The following is a 17,666-nucleotide window of genomic DNA, read 5'->3' on the forward strand; positions in this document are numbered from 1 at the left end:
CTCAGCCGCCTCCGAACATCGCGCCGAAGTCGATGTTCGCCCCGTACACGAATCCGCAGACGAGCAGGATCAGCGTGCCGGGCAGCATGAACATGGTGACGGAGAAGGTGGCCTTCGGGACGGCGCGGGCGGCTCGGCGGCGGGCGTTCTGGGCGTCCGTGCGGCGCATGTCCTCGGCGATCGCGATCAGGGTCTCGACGATCGGGGAGCCGAGTTCCTCGCCCTGTTGGAGGGCGGTCACGAACTGGGCGACCTGTTCGGAGTCGTTGCGCCGGCGCAGTTCGTCGAAGGCCTGGCGGCGGCTGACGCCCATGTCCATCTGTTGGAGGGTGATGCGGATCTCGTCGGACCACGGGCCTTCGTACTTGCCCGCCACCCGTTCCAGCGCCTGCCGGAAGCCCAGCCCGGCGCTCACCACGACGGCGAGGACGTCCAGGAAGTCGGGCAGGGTGCGTTCGATGTGGTCGCGTCGCACACGGATCGCGGACCACAGGCCGACCTCGATCCAGAACAGGCCGAACGCGACCATCAGCAGGGCCGGTACGAACTGGCCGTTGATCAGCAGGGAGAAGGCGCCGAGCCCGCCCAGGAGGGCGTACACGGCCCGGCGGGCCGCGTAGCGGTCGATGGTCAGGCCGGCCGGGTTGCCGGCCATGTCGATCTGGCGGCGCTTGCGGGCGACGCGGTCCCGGCCCATCAGGCGCAGGACGAGCGGGGCCCAGCGGATGCCGAGGCGGTCGACGAGCGAGCCGACGGCGGTGGTGCGGGTGGCGCCGACCTCCAAGGCCAGGGCGAGGTCGCTGGGGAGTTTGACGTCGGCGCGGTAGAGGCGCAGCCCGTACAGGGCGCCGAAGACGGACAGGCCCAGGGCCAGGGCGAGAAGGAGTGCGGTCATCGGTCGGGGCCCCTCACACGTCGATCTTCGACAGGCGCCGGATGAGGACGAAGCCGAGGGCGAAGAGGCCCAGCGCGACGAGGACGGCCGTCTGCCCGATGAACGCCCCCGTCATCCGGTCCAGCGCGCCCGGCATCATCATGTCCACCAGCAGCAGGGAGCCCAGTCCGATGGCCGGCACCAGGTACGCGGTCACGGTCACCTGCGACAGCTGGGTGCGGATCTCCCGTCGCGTCTCCTTGCGCTGTTCCAGGGTCACCGTCAGGTTGCGCAGGCTGCCCACGATGGCGCCGCCGGCGCGGGCCGACAGGACCAGGGTGGAGACCAGGACGACCAGTTCCCGCGAGGGCAGGCGTTCGGTGAGTTCGCCCAGGGACTCCTCGATGGAGTGCCCGATGGCGAGCCGGTCGGCGACCCGGGCGAGTTCCTCCCCGGCCGGGGCCTCCAGTTCCTCGGCGGCGATGCCGATGGCGGTACGCAGGGCCAGGCCGGCCTGGGTGGCGTTGGCGAGGATGCGGGCCAGTTCGGGGAGCTGGTTGATGAACCGCTCCGTGCGGCGCGCCCGCTGCCAGTTGAGGAAGGCGTTGGCGGACCAGAGCGCGATGAGTCCGGCCACCGGTCCGAAGAACGGGGCGAGGAAGGACGCGAAGACCAGCCAGACCCCGGCCACGGACAGCAGCATGTAGACGAAGAACTCGCCGGGGGTGAGGTCCAGGCCGGTGGTCGCCAGCTTGATCTCGATGCGCCGGCCCAGCCGGGTGCGGCGCAGCCGACGGTCGATCTCCCGGAAGCGGCGTCTGCGCCCCTGGGGCTCGGGGGCGCCGCTCGCGGAGAGGCGCTCGATCAGGGCGGCGCGCTGGGCGCGGCCGGCGGAGTAGGCGTGGACGCCCCAGACCACGAGGAGGCCGGCCAGGAGGGTGGCGCCGAGGGTGAGGGAGACGGTTGTGTTCACAGGAGGGTCCGAGTGGTCCGTGCGGTCCGGGTGGCCAACTGGTCGTCCGACAGCGCGACGCCGAAGGCCTGCGGAATCGGCTGGTTGTTCATGTAGAGGCGGTCCGCGATCCGGCGTGGCAGCGGGTAGTACTCGAAGTGGCCGTGGACGCGGCCGTCCGGGCCCATCGGCTGGGCCGCGAACCGGCAGACGGTGGTGATGCGGAACGGTTCGCGGCCGTGCGAGTCGAGGATGGAGATCTCCGTGATGCGGCGCGAGCCGTCGCCGAAGCGGGTCAGTTGGACGACGACGTTGACGGCGCTGTTGATCTGGTCCTGGAGCGCCTCGAAGGGGATCTCCACCTCCGACATGGACGCCAGGGTCTGGAGGCGCATCAGGGCGTCCTCGGAGCTGTTGGCGTGCACGGTGGCGAGGGAGCCGTCGTGGCCGGTGGACATGGCCTGGAGCATGTCGAGGGTCTCGCCGCCGCGGACCTCGCCGACGATGATGCGGTCGGGGCGCATGCGCAGGGAGTTGCGTACGAGGTCGCGGATGGTGATCCGGCCGCTGCCCTCGACGTTCGGGGGGCGGGATTCGAGGCGGATCACGTGGGCCTGTTGGAGCTGGAGTTCGGCCGAGTCCTCGATGGTGATGATGCGTTCGCCCTCCGGGATCAGTCCGGAGAGGGCGTTCAGGAGGGTGGTCTTGCCGGTGCCGGTGGCGCCGGAGACGATCACGTTCATCTTCGCCTGGACGAGGCCCGACAGCAGCATGAGCATCTGTTCGTCCAGCGAACCCAGGCTGATCATCTCGTGCAGGGTGAACGCGCGGGGGAAGCGGCGGATGGTGAGGGTGGCGCCGGTGAGGGACAGCGGCGGGATGATGACGTTGACGCGCTCGCCGCTGGGGAGGCGGGCGTCGACCATCGGATTGGCCTCGTCCACGCGTCGGTTGACGGTGGAGACGATGCGCTCGATGGTCTGCATCAGCTGTTCGTGCGAGGCGAAGCGCAGGGGCAGTTGCTCCACCCGGCCGGCGCGTTCGACGAAGATCTGGTCGGGTCCGTTGACCATGATCTCGGAGATCGAGGGGTCTTCGAGGAGCGGTTCGAGGACGCCGAGACCGAGGGCTTCGTCGACGACGCGGCGGATCAGTTGGGCGCGTTCGACGGTGGAGAGGACGGGGCCCTCGCGGCTGATGATGTGGCCGAGTACGCGTTCCAGGCGGGCCCGGCGCTCGGTGGGCGCGAGCGCGGACATCTCGGCGAGGTCGATCTCCTCCAGCAGCTTGGCGCGGTACGAGGAGACCAGTCGGCCGTCGTCGCCGTGGCTGTGGCGGTCGTCGGGGGTGTTGACCCGGGAACGCAGGCTCATGGTCCGGTCACCTTCGGGTCGTCGTTGGGCATGGTGGCGGTGGCGGTGGCGGGATCGATGTCGAGGCCGGGCACGATGGAGTTGATCGTGATGGTCGCGGTCGCGGTGACGGCGTCGGACGTCGTGGACACGGCCACCTCGGCGCCCAGGCTCGCCTTCACCGCCGACTTGCCCGCGGCCGATCCGGCGCCCGGGTTGCGGGCCTCGACGCGGGCGGCGGTGCGGGCGGCGGTCTCCGCCTGCTGGTGGACGTAGGCGACCCAGCCCAGCTGGATGCCGCACAGTGCGACGAAGAGCAGGATCGGGATGAACCCGATGTACTCCAGGGCCACTTGACCCCGGTCACGGCCAGGGATGCGGCCACGGATGCGGTCACGGTCACGGTGCGGATCAGGGTGCCGGTTCACGTCAGTCCTCCTTCTCCAGCGCGGAGCCGCCCTCGCCCGTGATGGGGACGCCGATGTCGAGGCCGGGGAAGAACACGGGGACGTTGAGGCTGACGGTGGCCTTGTAGATGTCACCGGACTTCCCGCAGGTCGCGGACATGTTCCAGGCGCCCCCGATGTACTTGCCGGCCGCCGTTCGGCACGGACCGTCGCCGTGCACCGCCCCGACCCGGGCCGCCTCGTCCGCCGCGTTGCCGGCCAGCGAGAACGCGTACCCGATCAGCACGCACTCCCACACCGCCGCCACGAGCAGCAGGATCAGCGGGACCATCCCGACGAACTCGACGGCGACCTGGCCCCGGTCCCGGCGCGCCTCCCACTCCCGTCCCCGGGTCCGTCCCCGCACCGCTCCGCACACCCGTCCCCGTCCCCGTCTCCGCGTGGGCATCCGTCAGCCCTCCCGGCCGCGGCGCAGCCGGGCCATGGGTCCGGACGGCCGGACGGCCAGTTCGGCGGAGCGCGGCGGCGGGACGGCGCCGTCGGCCGATGCGGCGGTGGAGGGGGCGGTGAGCAGGCCGAGTTCGCCGGCCAGGGTCCACAGGGCCTGTTTCACGGTGGAGCGGTTGTCGAGGTCCTGGACCCGGCCCGCGTCGACGACCGCCTGGAGTTCCTTGAAGGCGGCCGGGACGGGGGTGCGGGTGGGGCGGGTCTTGGTGATCTTCTCGATGAGGGCGGGTTGGATCTCGGTGTGCTTGCTCCAGCGGTTGACGACCATGGTGGTGTCCTCGGCCTTGCGGACCTGGAGGCGTTCCCACATGCGGACCAGCCGCTTCGCCGCGCGGACGGAGACCACGTCCGGGGTGGTGACGAGCACGGCGATGTCGGCCATTTCCACCGCTGCCGCGTTGGCGCCGGTCACCTGGGTGCCGCAGTCGATGACGACGAGTTCGTAGCGGCCGCGCAGGGCGGTCACGACGTGTCGGGCGGCGCGTTCGTCGACCTCCTCGCCGCGTTCCCCGTCGGCGGGGGCCAGCAGCAGCGCGAGTCCGGTCCGGTCGTCGTACACCGCGTCCTGGAGGACCCGGGGCGAGATGTCCTGGATCCCGGCGAGGTCGGCGATGGAGCGGCGGAACTGCACGTCGAGGTACGAGCCCACGTCGCCGCCCTGGAGGTCCATGTCCACCAGGGCGGTACGTCGTCCGGAGGCGGCTGCGGCGAGGGCGAACTGGACGGCCGTGAAGGTGGTACCGACCCCGCCCTTGGCGCCGGCGACGGTGACCACCCGGCCGCCGGGTCCGGCGGGCAGGTCCGGGCTGCGGCCCAGGTGGCGGCGTACGCCGACGGCCCACTGGGCGGCAGCTTGGACGCGCGCGGCGAGCTCCTCGTAGGCGAGGGGGAGCACGATCAGGCCGCGGGCGCCGGAGTCCATGGCGGCGGCGAAGAACCCGGGTGCGGCGTCGGAGGACACCAGGACCACGCCCACGGCGGGGAAGCGGAGGGCGACTTCGCGGATGAGTTCCAGCGCGGGCAGCGGTCCGATCCGCTCGTGGACCAGGACCACTTCGGGCAGGTCGTCGAGGGATTCGGCGGCCAGCCGGGCGAGGGTGTCGAGCAGCGCGGTGGAATCGGGGACCGGGGCGGCCGGCTCGGCGTCCGGGAGCTGGCTGAGGAGGGTGGAGATGGCGCGGGCGGCGTCCGGGTCGCCGGACGCGGGGAGGATTCGGGTGGTCATCCGGGCCTCACTTGTCCCCGTCGAGGGTGTACGTGCGGTCGCTCGGGCTGGGCGCCGAATCGGTGCCGGGGGCCACCAGGGCCAGCCGGACGTGCTCAGCGAAGGATTCGGCGTACGCGACGCGCTGGGTGTCCTTGGTGTTCAGGGCGAAGGTGATCGGGACGGCCTCGGCGGGGCCCTTGCGGTCGCTGTCCTTGTCGAGCGCGGTGAGCTTGCCGACGCCCAGGACGCGGGCGTTGGCGACGATGATCACGGAGCGCGAGGGGTCGGTCTCCTTGGCGCCCTTGAAGGTGGCGATGATGTTGACCTTGGCGCCGGAGGTGATCTTGCCGGCCACGCCGGTGGCGGCGTCGATCATGATGGCGATCTCCTGCTCACCGGGCTGGAGCTGTGGTTTGTCGACGTACATGTCCGTCTGGAGCAGCGAGCCCTTCTTGAGCGTGGTGAGCGCGATCTTGTTCCTGAGTCCGTCGAGGTCGGTGACGGCCGTTTCCGACAGCCACCGTCGGGGGACCGTGACCTGCTCGAACTGGCCCGCCGTGAGCGGGCTGTACGGCGCGATGTCGCCCTTCACGCGGTAGGCGACGACCTCGGCCCCGACCTTGGAGTTGACGTCGCCGATCACCACGAGCACCCCGGCGAACGCCGCGAGGGCGCACAGGATCGACAGGAGGAGCAGGATGACGCCGCGGCGCTGGCGTGAGTTCATGGGCCGTACTACCTCGCCGTTCTTCGTTCGTTCGGGCCGGTGGTCAGGGTCTGGATCGGGATGTCGCGGCCGCGGGCGGTGGGGCCGTCAGCGGGGCGGAGCAGAAGCCGCAGCGGTCGCCGATGAGTTCGAAGCCGCACCATCGGCATTGCTCCCGCCGCACGGAGGCGACCAGTTGGTAGAGGACGGACACGTCCGGGATGGCGGCGGCGAACTCGACGAGCTTCGACGTGGCCCACCAGACGGGCGAGTCGGCGGGCAGCGGGTTCTCCATGACGCCCTGCACCTGCCAGGCGGGGGCGAGTTCGGCGGTCACCCAGTCGGAGGCGAGTTGGCCGCGGGCGAAGGTGAGGTGGGTCGCGAAGCCGGGGCCGGCGGGGAGTCCCGCGGCGGCGCCGCCCGCGCTGTGGGCGCCCGAGGAGCCGGAGGTGCCCAGTCTGGCCAGGTGCGGGGTGGGGTGGGCGAGTACGGCGAACTGGGCGCTCGGTGACCAGGACCTGGCGTGCGCCTTGAGGCCGACCGGTACCCGGTCCAGTTTGGCGACGCTGCCGAGCAGGGCGCCCGCGTAGATGTAGTGCGGCAGCAGGCGGGCCGCGGAGGCCAGGACTCCGGGGCTGAAGTCGCAGACGCTGAGCTGGCGGAGCTGACGCACCAGCAGGGCCGTTCCCAGGGGCGGAAGATCGATGTCGAGGAGCGCGATCCGGTCGGTTTCCAGAATGGCCCGTACGGTGTGCAGCCGGCGGATGGTGGCGAGCGGCAGCCAGGGCGGTACGACGACCACGAGGTGGCCGTGTCGCTCCAGGAGGGCGGCGGTCTCGGCGAGGGCCCCGTCGAGGTCGACTTGGTCGGGCGGGCGCAGGACGGCGGCGGTCGGGGTGTGGCGGTCGGGGGCCGGCAGCACCAGATCGGCACTGGTGACAGCAATGGCGGTCGGCACGCGAATCCCCCCGTTCACCCTGTACGCCACGGGCGTTCCCACCCCCGTCACGCAGTCCCCACGTACGCGCACGCACTGCGCGACCGCAAACGATCCGCGCAGCTCCCCCTTGCCTCAGCACCATATCCGCGTCCCCCCTGACAGGGCAGGGCCTTGCGGATTCCCGTGCCCGGGGGCAGAGGGCGCAGGTGGCGAGAAATCCGGACATCGGGGATCGGCGCACGGGGGGCGGAGCGGTCGTTTCAAGCCACATTGCCAAGACCCTTGACAGCGGGATTGGTCTGGACCAACTTGACTCCGGGGTACCCCACTTGCCCCTGTCATGCCTTTCACATCCCCTTCTCCCCCCACCGGAGCCTTCGTGAACCGCATACGCTCCCTCGCCCTGTTGGGCGCCGCCACCCTCGCCGCCGGAGGCCTGACCGCCCTCACCGCCGGTACGGCGCAAGCCGCCGACGTCAACGTCGCCCGGAACGGAGGCTTCGAGTCCGGGCTGGCCAACTGGTCCTGCACCGGCGGCAGCGGCGCCGTCGTGTCCTCCCCCGTCTTCGCCGGCGCGGGCGCCCTGAAGGCCACCCCGGCGGGCTCGGACAACGCCCGGTGCAGCCAGACCGTCACGGTCAAGCCGAATTCGACGTACACGCTGAGCACGCAGGTGCAGGGCTCGTACGTGTACCTCGGCGCGACCGGGACCGGCACCCAGGACGTGTCCACCTGGACCCCCGGCACGGGCGGCGGCTGGCAGAAGCTGTCGACCACCTTCTCCACCGGCGCCAACACCACCCAGGTGACCGTCTACACGCACGGCTGGTACGGCCAGCCGGGCTTCGTCGTCGACGAGTTCAGCGTCTTCGGCCCGGACGGGGGCGGCGGCACCGACCCCGGCCCGAGCGTCCCGGGCGCCCCCGCCGGAGCCGCCGTTTCCGGCCAGAGCGCGAACGCCCTCACCCTTTCGTGGAACGCGGTGGCCGGCGCCACCGGCTACCACGTCCACCAGGACGGCGTCCGCGTCCAGACGGTGTCCTCGACCTCCGCGCAGATCTCGGGCCTGGCCGCCTCGACCTCGTACTCCTTCCAGGTGAGCGCGTACAACGCGGCCGGCGAGGGGCCTCGGTCCGCTGCGGTGACGGGCACCACCACGGGCGGCGGCGGCAACCCGAACCCGGGCGTCCCCAAGCACGCCCTGACCGGCTACTGGCAGAACTTCAACAACGGGGCGACCGTCCAGAAGCTCTCGGACGTCTCGGCGCAGTACGACATCATCGCCGTCTCCTTCGCCGACGCCACGACCACGCCCGGCGGCATCTCCTTCAACCTCGACTCGGCGGGCCTCGGCGGCTACACCGTGCCCCAGTTCAAGGCGGACATCGCCGCGAAGAAGGCGGCCGGCAAGTCCGTCATCCTGTCCATCGGCGGCGAGAAGGGCACCATCTCGGTCAACGACTCCGCCTCGGCGAACAACCTCGCCAACTCGGCCTGGGCGCTGATGCAGGAGTACGGCTTCAGCGGGATCGACATCGACCTGGAGAACGGCCTCAACCCGACCTACATGACGCAGGCGCTGCGCGCGCTGTCGGCGAAGGCGGGGCCCTCGCTCGTCCTCACCATGGCCCCGCAGACGATCGACATGCAGTCCACGCAGGGCGGCTATTTCAAGACGGCGCTGAACGTCAAGGACATCCTGACCGTCGTCAACATGCAGTACTACAACAGCGGCGCGATGAACGGCTGTGACGGCAAGGTCTACTCCCAGGGCTCGGTGGACTTCCTGACCGCGCTGGCCTGCATCCAGCTCGAAGGCGGCCTCGACCCCTCCCAGGTGGGCATCGGCGTGCCGGCGTCCCCGAGCGGCGCGGGCAGCGGCTACGTCTCCCCGACCATCGTGAACAACGCCCTGGACTGCCTGGCCCGGGGCACGAACTGCGGTGCGTTCAAGCCGGCGAAGACCTACCCGGGGCTGCGCGGCGCGATGACCTGGTCGACCAACTGGGACGCCAAGGCGGGTGGCTCCTGGTCGAACGCGGTGGGTCCGAAGGTCCACGGCCTGCCGTAGGCGGTAGGGGTGGGGGTGGCCGTGGATCGCGGTCACATTGGCCGGTTTCGAATTCTTGACCCGGACATGCCATGAGAGCACGCTGTGCGCGTCCGCACGGCACCCCCACCTCCCACCCAGGAGAACGCATGCGGCTCCACACCCGCCGGAGGGCCGCCGTCACGGCGGCCCTGCTGGCGCTCGCCCTCGGCGCACCCGCCTACGGCCTGAGCGCGACGGCATCCACCCCACCCACCCCCTCGACCGCCACCCAGGACGAGGCGATCGTCCAGTACGAGATCCAGGGACCGGCCACGGCCGTCGAGCGCACCGCCCTGCTCCGCACGGGCGCCTCCATCGACGAGGTGGACGCCCGCTCGGTGGTCGTCAGCGCCGACCCGATGCAGGCCAAGAGCCTGCGCGCCCTCGGCTACAAGCTCACCGCGCTGCCGGGTCCGCCCGACCGCTCCGAGCGCGGCGTCGCGGCGAGCCCGATGGACTTCCCGTCCGCCGACTCGAAGTACCACAACTACGCCGAGGCGAACGCGGAGATCGACCAGCGCATCGCCCAGTACCCCGGGATCATGAGCAAGAAGGTCATCGGGAAGTCGTACCAGGGCCGGGACCTGATCGCGATCAAGATCAGTGACAACGTCGCGACCGACGAGGCCGAACCCGAGGTGCTCTTCACCCACCACCAGCACGCCCGTGAGCACCTCACGGTCGAGATGGCCCTGTACCTGCTCAAGGAGTTCGGCTCCAAGTACGGCACCGACTCCCGCGTCACCAACGCCGTCAACGGCCGCGAGATCTGGATCATCCCCGACCTCAACCCGGACGGTGGCGAGTACGACATCGCCACCGGTTCCTACCGCTCCTGGCGCAAGAACCGGCAGCCGAACTCCGGCTCCTCGTACGTGGGCACCGACCTGAACCGCAACTGGGACTACAAGTGGGGCTGCTGCGGCGGTTCCAGCGGCAGCAAGAGCTCCGAGACCTACCGGGGGGCCGCCGCGTCCTCCGCGCCCGAGGTCAAGGTGGTGTCCGACTTCGTCCGCAGCCGGATCGTGGGCGGCAAGCAGCAGATCAAGGCCGCCATCGACTTCCACACCTACAGCGAGCTGGTGCTGTGGCCGTTCGGGTGGACGTACAACGACACCGCGCCCGGTCTGAGCGCCGACGACCTGGCGGCGTACAAGAAGATCGGCACCAGCATGGCCAACAGCAACGGCTACACGCCGGAGCAGTCGAGCGACCTGTACATCACCGACGGGACGATCGACGACTGGCTGTGGGGCAACCAGCGCATCTTCTCCTACACCTTCGAGATGTACCCGTCCGAGTCCGGGGGCGGGGGCGGCTTCTACCCGCCCGACGAGGTGATCGACCGGGAGACGGCGCGCAACAAGGACGCCGTGCTCCAACTCCTGGAGAACGCGGACTGCATGTACCGCTCGATCGGCAAGGAAGCGCAGTACTGCACGCAGTGACGTGACCGCCGGTCCACCCCGACGGGGGCGCCCCACCGCCAGGGGGGCGCCCCTCCCGCGCGTCGACCACGAGGCGGGCCCGCGTCAGCCGAGGACGGCCAGCGCGTCGATCTCGATCAGCAGCCCGGCGGGCAGCCCCACGTACACGGTGGTGCGGGCGGCCGGGGCCTGCTTCAGGCCCTGCTCCTCGAAGTAGGCGTTGTAGAGCGCGTTCATCTCGCCGAAGTGGTCCGTGTCGGTCAGGTAGACGCGGATCATCATCACGTCGTCCCAGCTCGCGCCGCCCGCCTCCAGCACGGAGCGGACGTTCTCCAGCGTCTGGAGGGTCTGGGCGCGCAGGGTGGGCCCGGCGGGGGTCGGCGGCTGCCCCTCGACGTGCGGGAGGAAGCCGACCTGGCCGGCGACCTGGAGCAGGTTCCCCTTGCGCACGCCGTGCGAGAACCTCGCGGGCGGCGTGGTGTGGGTGTCGGGGGTGATGGCGATCTTGTCGGTCACGGCGTGTCCTCCTGTGCGGGTTCCTGTACGAGGTCCTGGTCCGGGTCCCGGGCGGAGCCCGAGTACTCGTGGCTGATCGCGTCGGCGCTGCGGCGCACCAGGGGCAGCAGTTCGAGCAGCGCGTCGGCGCCGACCACCACGGTGGGGGCGGAGACCGACATGGCGGCGACGACCCGCCCGTCCGGCCCGCGCACGGGCGCGCCGACGCAGTTGATGGACTCCTCGTGACCGCCGAAGTCGGTGGCCCAGCCCTGTTCCCGCACGAGGTCCAGCTCGCGCAGGAAGGCCTGCGCGTCGGGGGTGGACCGGGCGGTGTAGGCCGGGTACTCGATCCGGTCGGCCAGCGCCCGCCGTTCGGCCTCGGGCAGGTCGGCGAGGAGGAGCTTGGCGACGGCGGCGACGGTGAGCGGGACGGGCCTGCCGATGCGGGAGTACATGCGCACCGGGTAGCGGCTGTCGACCTTGTCGACGTACACGACCTCGTCGTCCTGGTGGAGGGCGAGGTGCACGGTATGGCCGGTGAGCCGGTTCAGCTCGACCAGGTGCGGGTGGGCGATCCCGCGGATGTCGAGGTTCTCGATGGCCTCGGCGGCGAGCGCGAAGATGCGGGCGCCGAGGCGGTAGCGGCCGTCCTGCTGCCGGTACACGAAGCCCTGTTCGTGCAGGGTGCGCAGCAGTCGCAGGGCGGTGCTCTTGTGCACGCCGAGGTCCTCGGCGACCTCGCCGAGGCCGGCGGGGCCCCGGGCCAGCACGGGGAGGATCCGCAGGGCCCGCTCCACCGATTGGCTCACGCCGTGTCCTCTCGTAGCGGGCCTCCGACGCGGCTCCCGCGGCGGGGGAACGGAGGGGAACGGAACCGACACCGTTGACCCGTCGTCATCCGGGATGTTAGACAGCCACAGGCACCACCCGCAACGCACGTTGCGTCACACGCAACGCGAGAGGATTCCGCATGGGCAGCGAAGCACTCCGACGTCTGGCCGACGAGCCGGTCGACCACCGGTTCAAGGGTCTCCCCCCGGACGCCGAACGCGCCTCCCTCACCGTCGGGCAGCTCGCGGCCGAACGCCGGAACCTGCACACCGGCGGGTTCACCACCCCCGTCCTCACCCTCGACGCGGACGCCCTCGCCCACAACCTGGCGGCGCTGGAGACCTACGCCGAGCGCCACCACCTGTCCTTCGCCCCGCACGGCAAGACCTGCATGGCCCCCCAGTTGTTCCACCGCCAGTTGGAGCACGGCGCCTGGGGCATCACCGCCGCCGTGCCGCACCAGGCCCGCGTCTACCGCGCCTTCGGCATCGGGCGGATCTTCCTCGCCAACGAACTCGTCGACCCCGCGGCCCTGGCCTGGGTGGCCGACGAACTCGCCGCCGACCCCGACTTCCGGTTCGTCTGCTACGTCGACTCCGTGCGCGGCGTCCAGTTGATGGACCGCGCCCTGCGCGGCCGGCCGGCCGTCGTCGACGTGGTCGTGGAGCTCGGCGCCGGCGAGGGGGCCCGTACCGGCGCCCGCACCGACGAGGACTGCCACGCCGTCGCGGACGCCGTCGCCCAGACCGACACGCTGCGCCTCGTCGGCGTCGCCGGCTACGAGGCGGAGGTCCCCGACGCCGACCCCGACCGCGTCCACGCCTACCTGCGCCGGCTCACCGACCTCGCGGTCGCGTTCGACAAGGCGGGCCGGTTCGCCCCGGACGTGGAGGAGATCGTCGTCAGCGCCGGCGGCTCCGCCTGGTTCGACGCCGTCGCGGACGTCTTCGCCGCGATCCCGGAGCTGTCGCGGCCCGTCCTGAAGCTGCTGCGCTCCGGCGCGTACGTCTCGCACGACCACGGCTGGTACACCCGCCTCACCCCCTTCAACCGGGTCCCGGAGGAGGGCGGGCTGCGTCCCGCGTTCCGCCTGTGGGCCCAGGTGGTCTCCCGGCCCTCCCCCACCCAGGCCTTCGTCAACGCGGGCAAGCGCGACGTCGCCTACGACCTCGGGCTGCCCGAGGCGGAGCTGGTGCGCGACGCCCTCGACGGGACCGAGCACCCGGCCACCGGCGTCCGGGTCGTCAAACTGTCCGACCAGCACGCCTGGTTGGAGACGGACTCCGCCGAGGACGTCCGGGTCGGCGACTGGGTGGCGCTCGGCATGTCGCACCCGTGCACCATCTTCGAGAAGTGGCCGTTGATCCCGGTCGTGGAGGCCGACGGAACGGTCACCGACTACGTGCGCACCTTCTTCTAGTCGTGGACCTCGTCATCCGGGGGGCCCGCGTCGTCGACGGCACGGGCGGGCCCTCGTACCTCGCGGACGTGGGCGTGCACGAGGGCCGCGTCGCCGCGGTCGGGAAGCTCGGCACCGGCCGCGAGACCCTCGACGCGCACGGCCTGGCCCTCGCCCCCGGGTTCGTCGACATGCACGCCCACAGCGACCTCGCGCTGCTCCGCGACCCGGACCACGGCGCGAAGGTCGCCCAGGGCGTGACCCTGGAGGTGCTCGGCCAGGACGGCCTGTCCTACGCACCCGTCGACGACCGCACCCGCGGCGAGGTGCGGGCCGCGATCGCCGGGTGGAACGGCCCGGGCGACGACGTCGACTTCGACTGGCGCGACGTCGGCGGCTACCTCGACCGCCTCGACCGGGGCATCGCGGTCAACGCCGCCTACCTCGTGCCCCAGGGCACCGTGCGCGCGACGGTGCTCGGCTGGGACGACCGTCCCGCGACCCCGGCCGAGCTGGACCGGATGCGCGGGCTCGTCGCCGAGGGCCTCGCGCAGGGCGCCGTGGGGATGTCCTCCGGGCTGACCTACACCCCCGGCATGTACGCGTCCGGCGCCGAACTGGCCGAGCTGTGCGCGGTGGTGGCCTCGTACGGCGGCTACTACTGCCCGCACCACCGCTCGTACGGGCACGGGGCGCTCGCCGCCTACGCCGAGATGGTCGAGCTGGCCCGCGGGGCCGGCTGCGCCCTGCACCTCGCGCACGCCACCATGAACTTCGACGAGAACGAGGGCCGGGCCGGGGAACTGCTGGACCTCCTCGACGCGGCGCTGGCCGACGGCTGCGACATCACCCTCGACACTTATCCGTACACCGCCGGCTGTACGACCCTCGTCGCCCTGCTCCCGAGTTGGGCGAACGCGGGCGGCCCCGAGGCGGTCCTCGCCCGGCTCGCGGACGACGCCGAGGCCGAGCGGATCCGGTACGCGCTGGAGGTGGAGGGCGCGGACGGCTGCCACGGGGTCCCCGTGGACTGGTCGACGATCGAGATCTCGGGTGTCGGCGATCCCGCCTTCGACGCGTACGTCGGCACGCGCGTCACCGGTTGGGACGCCGCCCGGCGGCTGTTGCGGGGAGACCGGCTGCGGCCGACGATCCTCCAGCACGTGGGGCACGAGGAGAACGTCCGCGCGATCATGCGGCACCCCGCCCACACCGGCGGCTCGGACGGCATCCTGCGCGGCGCGAAGCCGCACCCCCGGGCGTACGGCACCTTCCCCCACTACCTGGGGCGCTACGTGCGCGAGCTGGGGGTGCTCACCCTGGAGGAGTGCGTGGCGCACCTCGCGGGCCGGCCGGCGGCCCGGCTGCGCCTGCCCGACCGGGGGCTGGTGCGGGTCGGGTACCGGGCGGACCTGGTCCTCTTCGATCCGGACACGGTCGCGGCCGGGTCCACGTACGCACGTCCGCGGGTGCTGCCGACCGGGATCCCGCACGTCCTGATCGACGGGCGTTTCGTGATGCGGGACGGTCGCAGGACCGACGTCCTGGCCGGGCGTTCGGTACGACGGACGCCGCATTCCGGCCGCTGACGGTTCAATTGAGCCGCTTACGATGAGCGGCATGCTCGCCTTCGCCCCCGCAGCCCTCCTGTTTGTCTTCTTCTGTGCGAGTGTGCGGGAGGACCGGCGGCGATTTCGCAACGCGGTCCTCCTCGGGCTCACCTTCATCAGCCTGGCGATGGCCCTGCTGTTCCAACTCACGCACCTCCCCGACACGCTCGCCAAGATCGTCGCGGTCGCGGTGTTCCTGGTGCCGGCCGTCGGGGTCGTCGCCCTCGCCTGTTTCCTCGTCGCCAACGGGGTGACGATGGTGCGCAAGGAAGGCCGCAGCCCGGGCAACCTGCTGTCCCTGCTGGCCGGTCTGGCGATCTTCGCGGTGCTCGCGCTGGCGGCCGTCGCGATGGCGAGCGGCTCGACCAGGGTGGCCGGGATGACCGCCATGGTCATCATGATCGCGGTGTACGTCTCGTTCCTCTTCGTCTGCTTCCTCGCCTACGCCTACCTCTACGGGCGGATCCGGGTGCGCGGCGACGTCGACTACGTGGTGATGCTCGGCTCCGGCCTCGTCTGCGGGGACCGGGTGCCCCCGCTGCTGGCCTCCCGGCTGCGCAAGGGCCTGCGGATCTACGTGGCCCAGTGCGCCCGCGGCGGCACCGCCCCGCTGCTGCTGCCCTCGGGGGGCAAGGGGTCGAACGAGAAGGTCGCGGAGGCCCGGGCGATGGCCGACTGGCTGATCGCGGAAGGCGTGCCGGCGGACCACGTCGTGCTGGAGGACCGCTCCCGCACGACGGAGGAGAACCTCACCTTCAGCAGGACCATCATGGAAGAGGGGAAGGCGGACTACCGCTGCGTGGTGGTCACCAACAACTTCCACGCCTTCCGCGCGGCCATGATGGCCCGCAAGGTCGGGGTCAACGGCCAGGTGCTGGGCTCCCCGACCGCCGCGTACTTCTGGCCGAGCGCCACGATCCGCGAGTTCGTCGCGGTGTTCGTGGAGCACAAGGGCGTCAACCTGACGGTCTGCGGCACGCTCTTCGCCTTCGGGGCGCTGCTGACGCTGCTGGCCGGCTAGTCGGGGAGACGAGGGCGGGGCGGCCGGTTTCGGGGTGCCGGCCGGGCCGACGTGCGTTCATGGGGATGGCGCCGGAGGATGGGGGCCAGGGGGCACTGGAGGAGGTACGCGATGGACAGTGAATCGGACCAGCGGCCCAGCCGACCGGCCCACCTCTACACCGGGGCGGAGCGTCCGTTCGACCCTGAGGACCTTGTGATGGCGCGCGGCCAGGAGCCGACTCCGGAGCGGCTCGAAAAAGCGCGTCAGATGATCGAAAAGGAGGGTCCGGCGGCGCTGGAACGCTACCTCCCGTAGCGCGCGCCTCCCGACCGGGCGCCGCCCGACACGTTCGCGACGCGTCGGGCGGCGTCGCGGAGCTGCGCGAGCGGGCGGTACGGGACGCGCCCCGCGCGGACGGGGCCGCCGCCCCCGCCCGTCCCCCGGGGTGACGAGCGCAACACGATCGTCGCCCTCGGGCGCACACACCCGTTCCGCAGGGCGGGACGGGCCCCGGACCCGCGTTTCCAAGGACGGACCGCACCGCCACCCACCGATCGCGCGAAATGGGGCAAATCCTCCCCCTCTTCGTGGTGCGCAATTCGAAGCGGGTCCGCGGCGGGCCCCGTAAGCTCCCGTCATGCAGGTGATCCAGTCAACGAAACTCGCCAATGTCTGCTACGAGATCCGCGGGCCCGTGCTCGAAGAGGCCATGCGGCTCGAAGCAGCAGGTCATCGCATCCTCAAGCTCAACACCGGCAACCCCGCAGCCTTCGGCTTCGACTGCCCGCCGGAGATCCTTGAGGACATGCTCCGCAACCTGGGCAACGCCCACGGTTACGGGGACGCGAAGGGGCTGCTCTCCGCGCGGCGCGCGGTGGTGCAGCACTACCAGACCAAGGGCATCGAGCTGGACGTCGAGGACATCTACCTCGGCAACGGCGTCTCCGAACTGATCCAGATGTCGATGCAGGCCCTGCTCGACGACGGTGACGAGGTACTGGTCCCCGCGCCGGACTACCCGCTCTGGACCGCCTCGGTCAGCCTGGCCGGCGGCACCGCCGTCCACTACCGCTGCGACGAGCAGGCCGACTGGATGCCGGACCTCGCGGACATCGAGCGGAAGATCACCGACCGCACCCGCGCGCTCGTGATCATCAACCCGAACAATCCGACCGGCGCCGTCTACGACGACGAGATGCTGCGCGGGCTCACGGACATCGCGCGGCGCCACAACCTCGTCGTCTGTTCGGACGAGATCTACGACCGGATCCTGTTCGACGGCGCCACGCACACGAACACGGCCGCGATCGCGCCGGACCTGCTGACCCTGACGTTCAACGGGCTCTCCAAGAACTACCGCGTCGCCGGCTTCCGGGCCGGCTGGATGGCGGTCTGCGGGCCCAAGCAGCACGCCTCGTCGTACATCGAGGGCCTGACGATCCTGGCGAACATGCGACTGTGCGCCAACATGCCCTCACAGCATGCCGTCGCCACGGCCCTCGGCGGCCGGCAGTCGATCGTGGACCTGGTCCTGCCCGGCGGACGGCTGCTGGAGCAGCGCGACACCGCGTACGACCTGCTGACGCGGATCCCCGGCATCACCTGCGTGAAGCCGAAGGGCGCCCTGTACCTCTTCCCGCGACTGGACCCGTCCGTCTACAAGATCAAGGACGACCGGCAGATGGTCCTCGACCTGCTGCGATCCGAGAAGATCATGGTCGTGCACGGTACGGGCTTCAACTGGCCGGAGCCCGACCACTTCCGCATCGTGACGCTGCCGAACGCCAAGGACCTGGCGGACGCGGTGACGCGGATCGGCACCTTCCTCGACGGCTACAGCCAGCCATAGGAGCGGGGCGGC

Annotated in this window: 17 protein-coding genes; 7 read left to right on the forward strand and 10 right to left on the reverse strand. The window is 71.2% G+C overall.

Translation table 11 applies throughout. The features are described from left to right. Position 1: 1 nt before the first annotated feature. From OG906_RS13510 to OG906_RS13545, 8 genes are read right to left on the reverse strand one after another with little or no spacing between them, the layout of a single operon-like run. On the reverse strand, positions 2-895 hold the full coding sequence (locus OG906_RS13510) for a DUF5936 domain-containing protein (RefSeq protein ID WP_267799569.1): 894 nt from the start codon (positions 893-895) through the stop codon (positions 2-4). A gap of 13 nt (positions 896-908) precedes the next feature. Then, on the reverse strand, positions 909-1,847 hold the full coding sequence (locus OG906_RS13515) for a type II secretion system F family protein (protein ID WP_267799568.1): 939 nt from the start codon (positions 1,845-1,847) through the stop codon (positions 909-911). After that, positions 1,844-3,199 (reverse strand): CpaF family protein, encoded by a 1,356-nt coding sequence (locus OG906_RS13520; protein WP_329442789.1) that lies wholly within the window; start codon positions 3,197-3,199, stop codon positions 1,844-1,846. Before OG906_RS13520 ends, OG906_RS13515 begins: the two co-directional genes overlap by 4 nt. Continuing rightward, positions 3,196-3,606 carry a TadE/TadG family type IV pilus assembly protein gene (locus OG906_RS13525; RefSeq protein ID WP_329442791.1) on the reverse strand — a complete coding sequence of 137 codons (411 nt, stop codon included), beginning with the start codon at positions 3,604-3,606 and terminating at the stop codon, positions 3,196-3,198. The genes OG906_RS13520 and OG906_RS13525 overlap by 4 nt, the downstream gene beginning before the upstream one ends. Position 3,607: 1 nt before the next feature. Then, positions 3,608-3,991: a TadE/TadG family type IV pilus assembly protein gene (locus tag OG906_RS13530; protein WP_329442793.1), complete on the reverse strand. Its 384-nt coding sequence runs from the start codon at positions 3,989-3,991 to the stop codon at positions 3,608-3,610. 45 nt (positions 3,992-4,036) lie between these two features. Next, entirely contained in the window at positions 4,037-5,317 is a 1,281-nt protein-coding gene (locus OG906_RS13535) for an AAA family ATPase (protein WP_267827707.1), read from the reverse strand. A 7-nt stretch (positions 5,318-5,324) separates the two neighbouring features. Further along, a complete protein-coding gene (cpaB, locus tag OG906_RS13540; RefSeq protein ID WP_329442796.1) occupies positions 5,325-6,026 on the reverse strand; it encodes a Flp pilus assembly protein CpaB in 702 nt (233 codons plus the stop codon). A 43-nt stretch (positions 6,027-6,069) separates the two neighbouring features. Continuing rightward, positions 6,070-6,963, reverse strand: coding sequence for a hypothetical protein (locus OG906_RS13545; RefSeq protein WP_267827706.1), 894 nt, complete (start codon positions 6,961-6,963; stop codon positions 6,070-6,072). Positions 6,964-7,285: 322 nt separating this feature from the next. On the opposite strand from OG906_RS13545, the gene OG906_RS13550 reads away from it, so the two are divergent. Then, on the forward strand, positions 7,286-9,016 hold the full coding sequence (locus OG906_RS13550) for a chitinase (protein WP_329442798.1): 1,731 nt from the start codon (positions 7,286-7,288) through the stop codon (positions 9,014-9,016). Positions 9,017-9,144: 128 nt separating this feature from the next. Further along, the gene (locus OG906_RS13555; protein ID WP_267799560.1) at positions 9,145-10,485 is read left to right on the forward strand and encodes a M14 family metallopeptidase; all 1,341 of its coding nucleotides are present in this window, start codon (positions 9,145-9,147) and stop codon (positions 10,483-10,485) included. Positions 10,486-10,569: 84 nt separating this feature from the next. On the opposite strand, the gene OG906_RS13560 is transcribed toward OG906_RS13555, so the two are convergent. Together OG906_RS13560 and OG906_RS13565 are read right to left on the reverse strand one after the other, a co-directional pair. Further along, the gene (locus OG906_RS13560; protein ID WP_267799558.1) at positions 10,570-10,980 is read right to left on the reverse strand and encodes a RidA family protein; all 411 of its coding nucleotides are present in this window, start codon (positions 10,978-10,980) and stop codon (positions 10,570-10,572) included. After that, the gene (locus tag OG906_RS13565) at positions 10,977-11,771 is read right to left on the reverse strand and encodes an IclR family transcriptional regulator (protein ID WP_329442803.1); all 795 of its coding nucleotides are present in this window, start codon (positions 11,769-11,771) and stop codon (positions 10,977-10,979) included. The genes OG906_RS13560 and OG906_RS13565 overlap by 4 nt, the downstream gene beginning before the upstream one ends. 161 nt (positions 11,772-11,932) lie before the next feature. On the opposite strand from OG906_RS13565, the gene OG906_RS13570 reads away from it, so the two are divergent. The 5 genes from OG906_RS13570 to OG906_RS13590 all read left to right on the forward strand — a co-directional run bounded on the left by OG906_RS13570 (position 11,933) and on the right by OG906_RS13590 (position 17,654). Next, entirely contained in the window at positions 11,933-13,213 is a 1,281-nt protein-coding gene (locus OG906_RS13570) for an amino acid deaminase (protein WP_329442805.1), read from the forward strand. A 2-nt stretch (positions 13,214-13,215) separates the two neighbouring features. After that, positions 13,216-14,781, forward strand: a complete 1,566-nt coding sequence (locus OG906_RS13575) for an N-acyl-D-amino-acid deacylase family protein (RefSeq protein ID WP_329442808.1) — start codon at positions 13,216-13,218, stop codon at positions 14,779-14,781. A gap of 31 nt (positions 14,782-14,812) precedes the next feature. After that, entirely contained in the window at positions 14,813-15,823 is a 1,011-nt protein-coding gene (locus OG906_RS13580) for a YdcF family protein (protein ID WP_329442812.1), read from the forward strand. A gap of 111 nt (positions 15,824-15,934) precedes the next feature. Then, a complete protein-coding gene (locus tag OG906_RS13585; RefSeq protein WP_053682191.1) occupies positions 15,935-16,120 on the forward strand; it encodes a hypothetical protein in 186 nt (61 codons plus the stop codon). Positions 16,121-16,442: 322 nt separating this feature from the next. Further along, complete coding sequence (locus OG906_RS13590) at positions 16,443-17,654, forward strand: pyridoxal phosphate-dependent aminotransferase (protein ID WP_329442818.1); 1,212 nt, start codon at positions 16,443-16,445, stop codon at positions 17,652-17,654. Positions 17,655-17,666 lie beyond the last annotated feature (12 nt).

It is taken from the genome of Streptomyces sp. NBC_01426, from assembly GCF_036231985.1.
Taxonomy (GTDB): domain Bacteria; phylum Actinomycetota; class Actinomycetes; order Streptomycetales; family Streptomycetaceae; genus Streptomyces.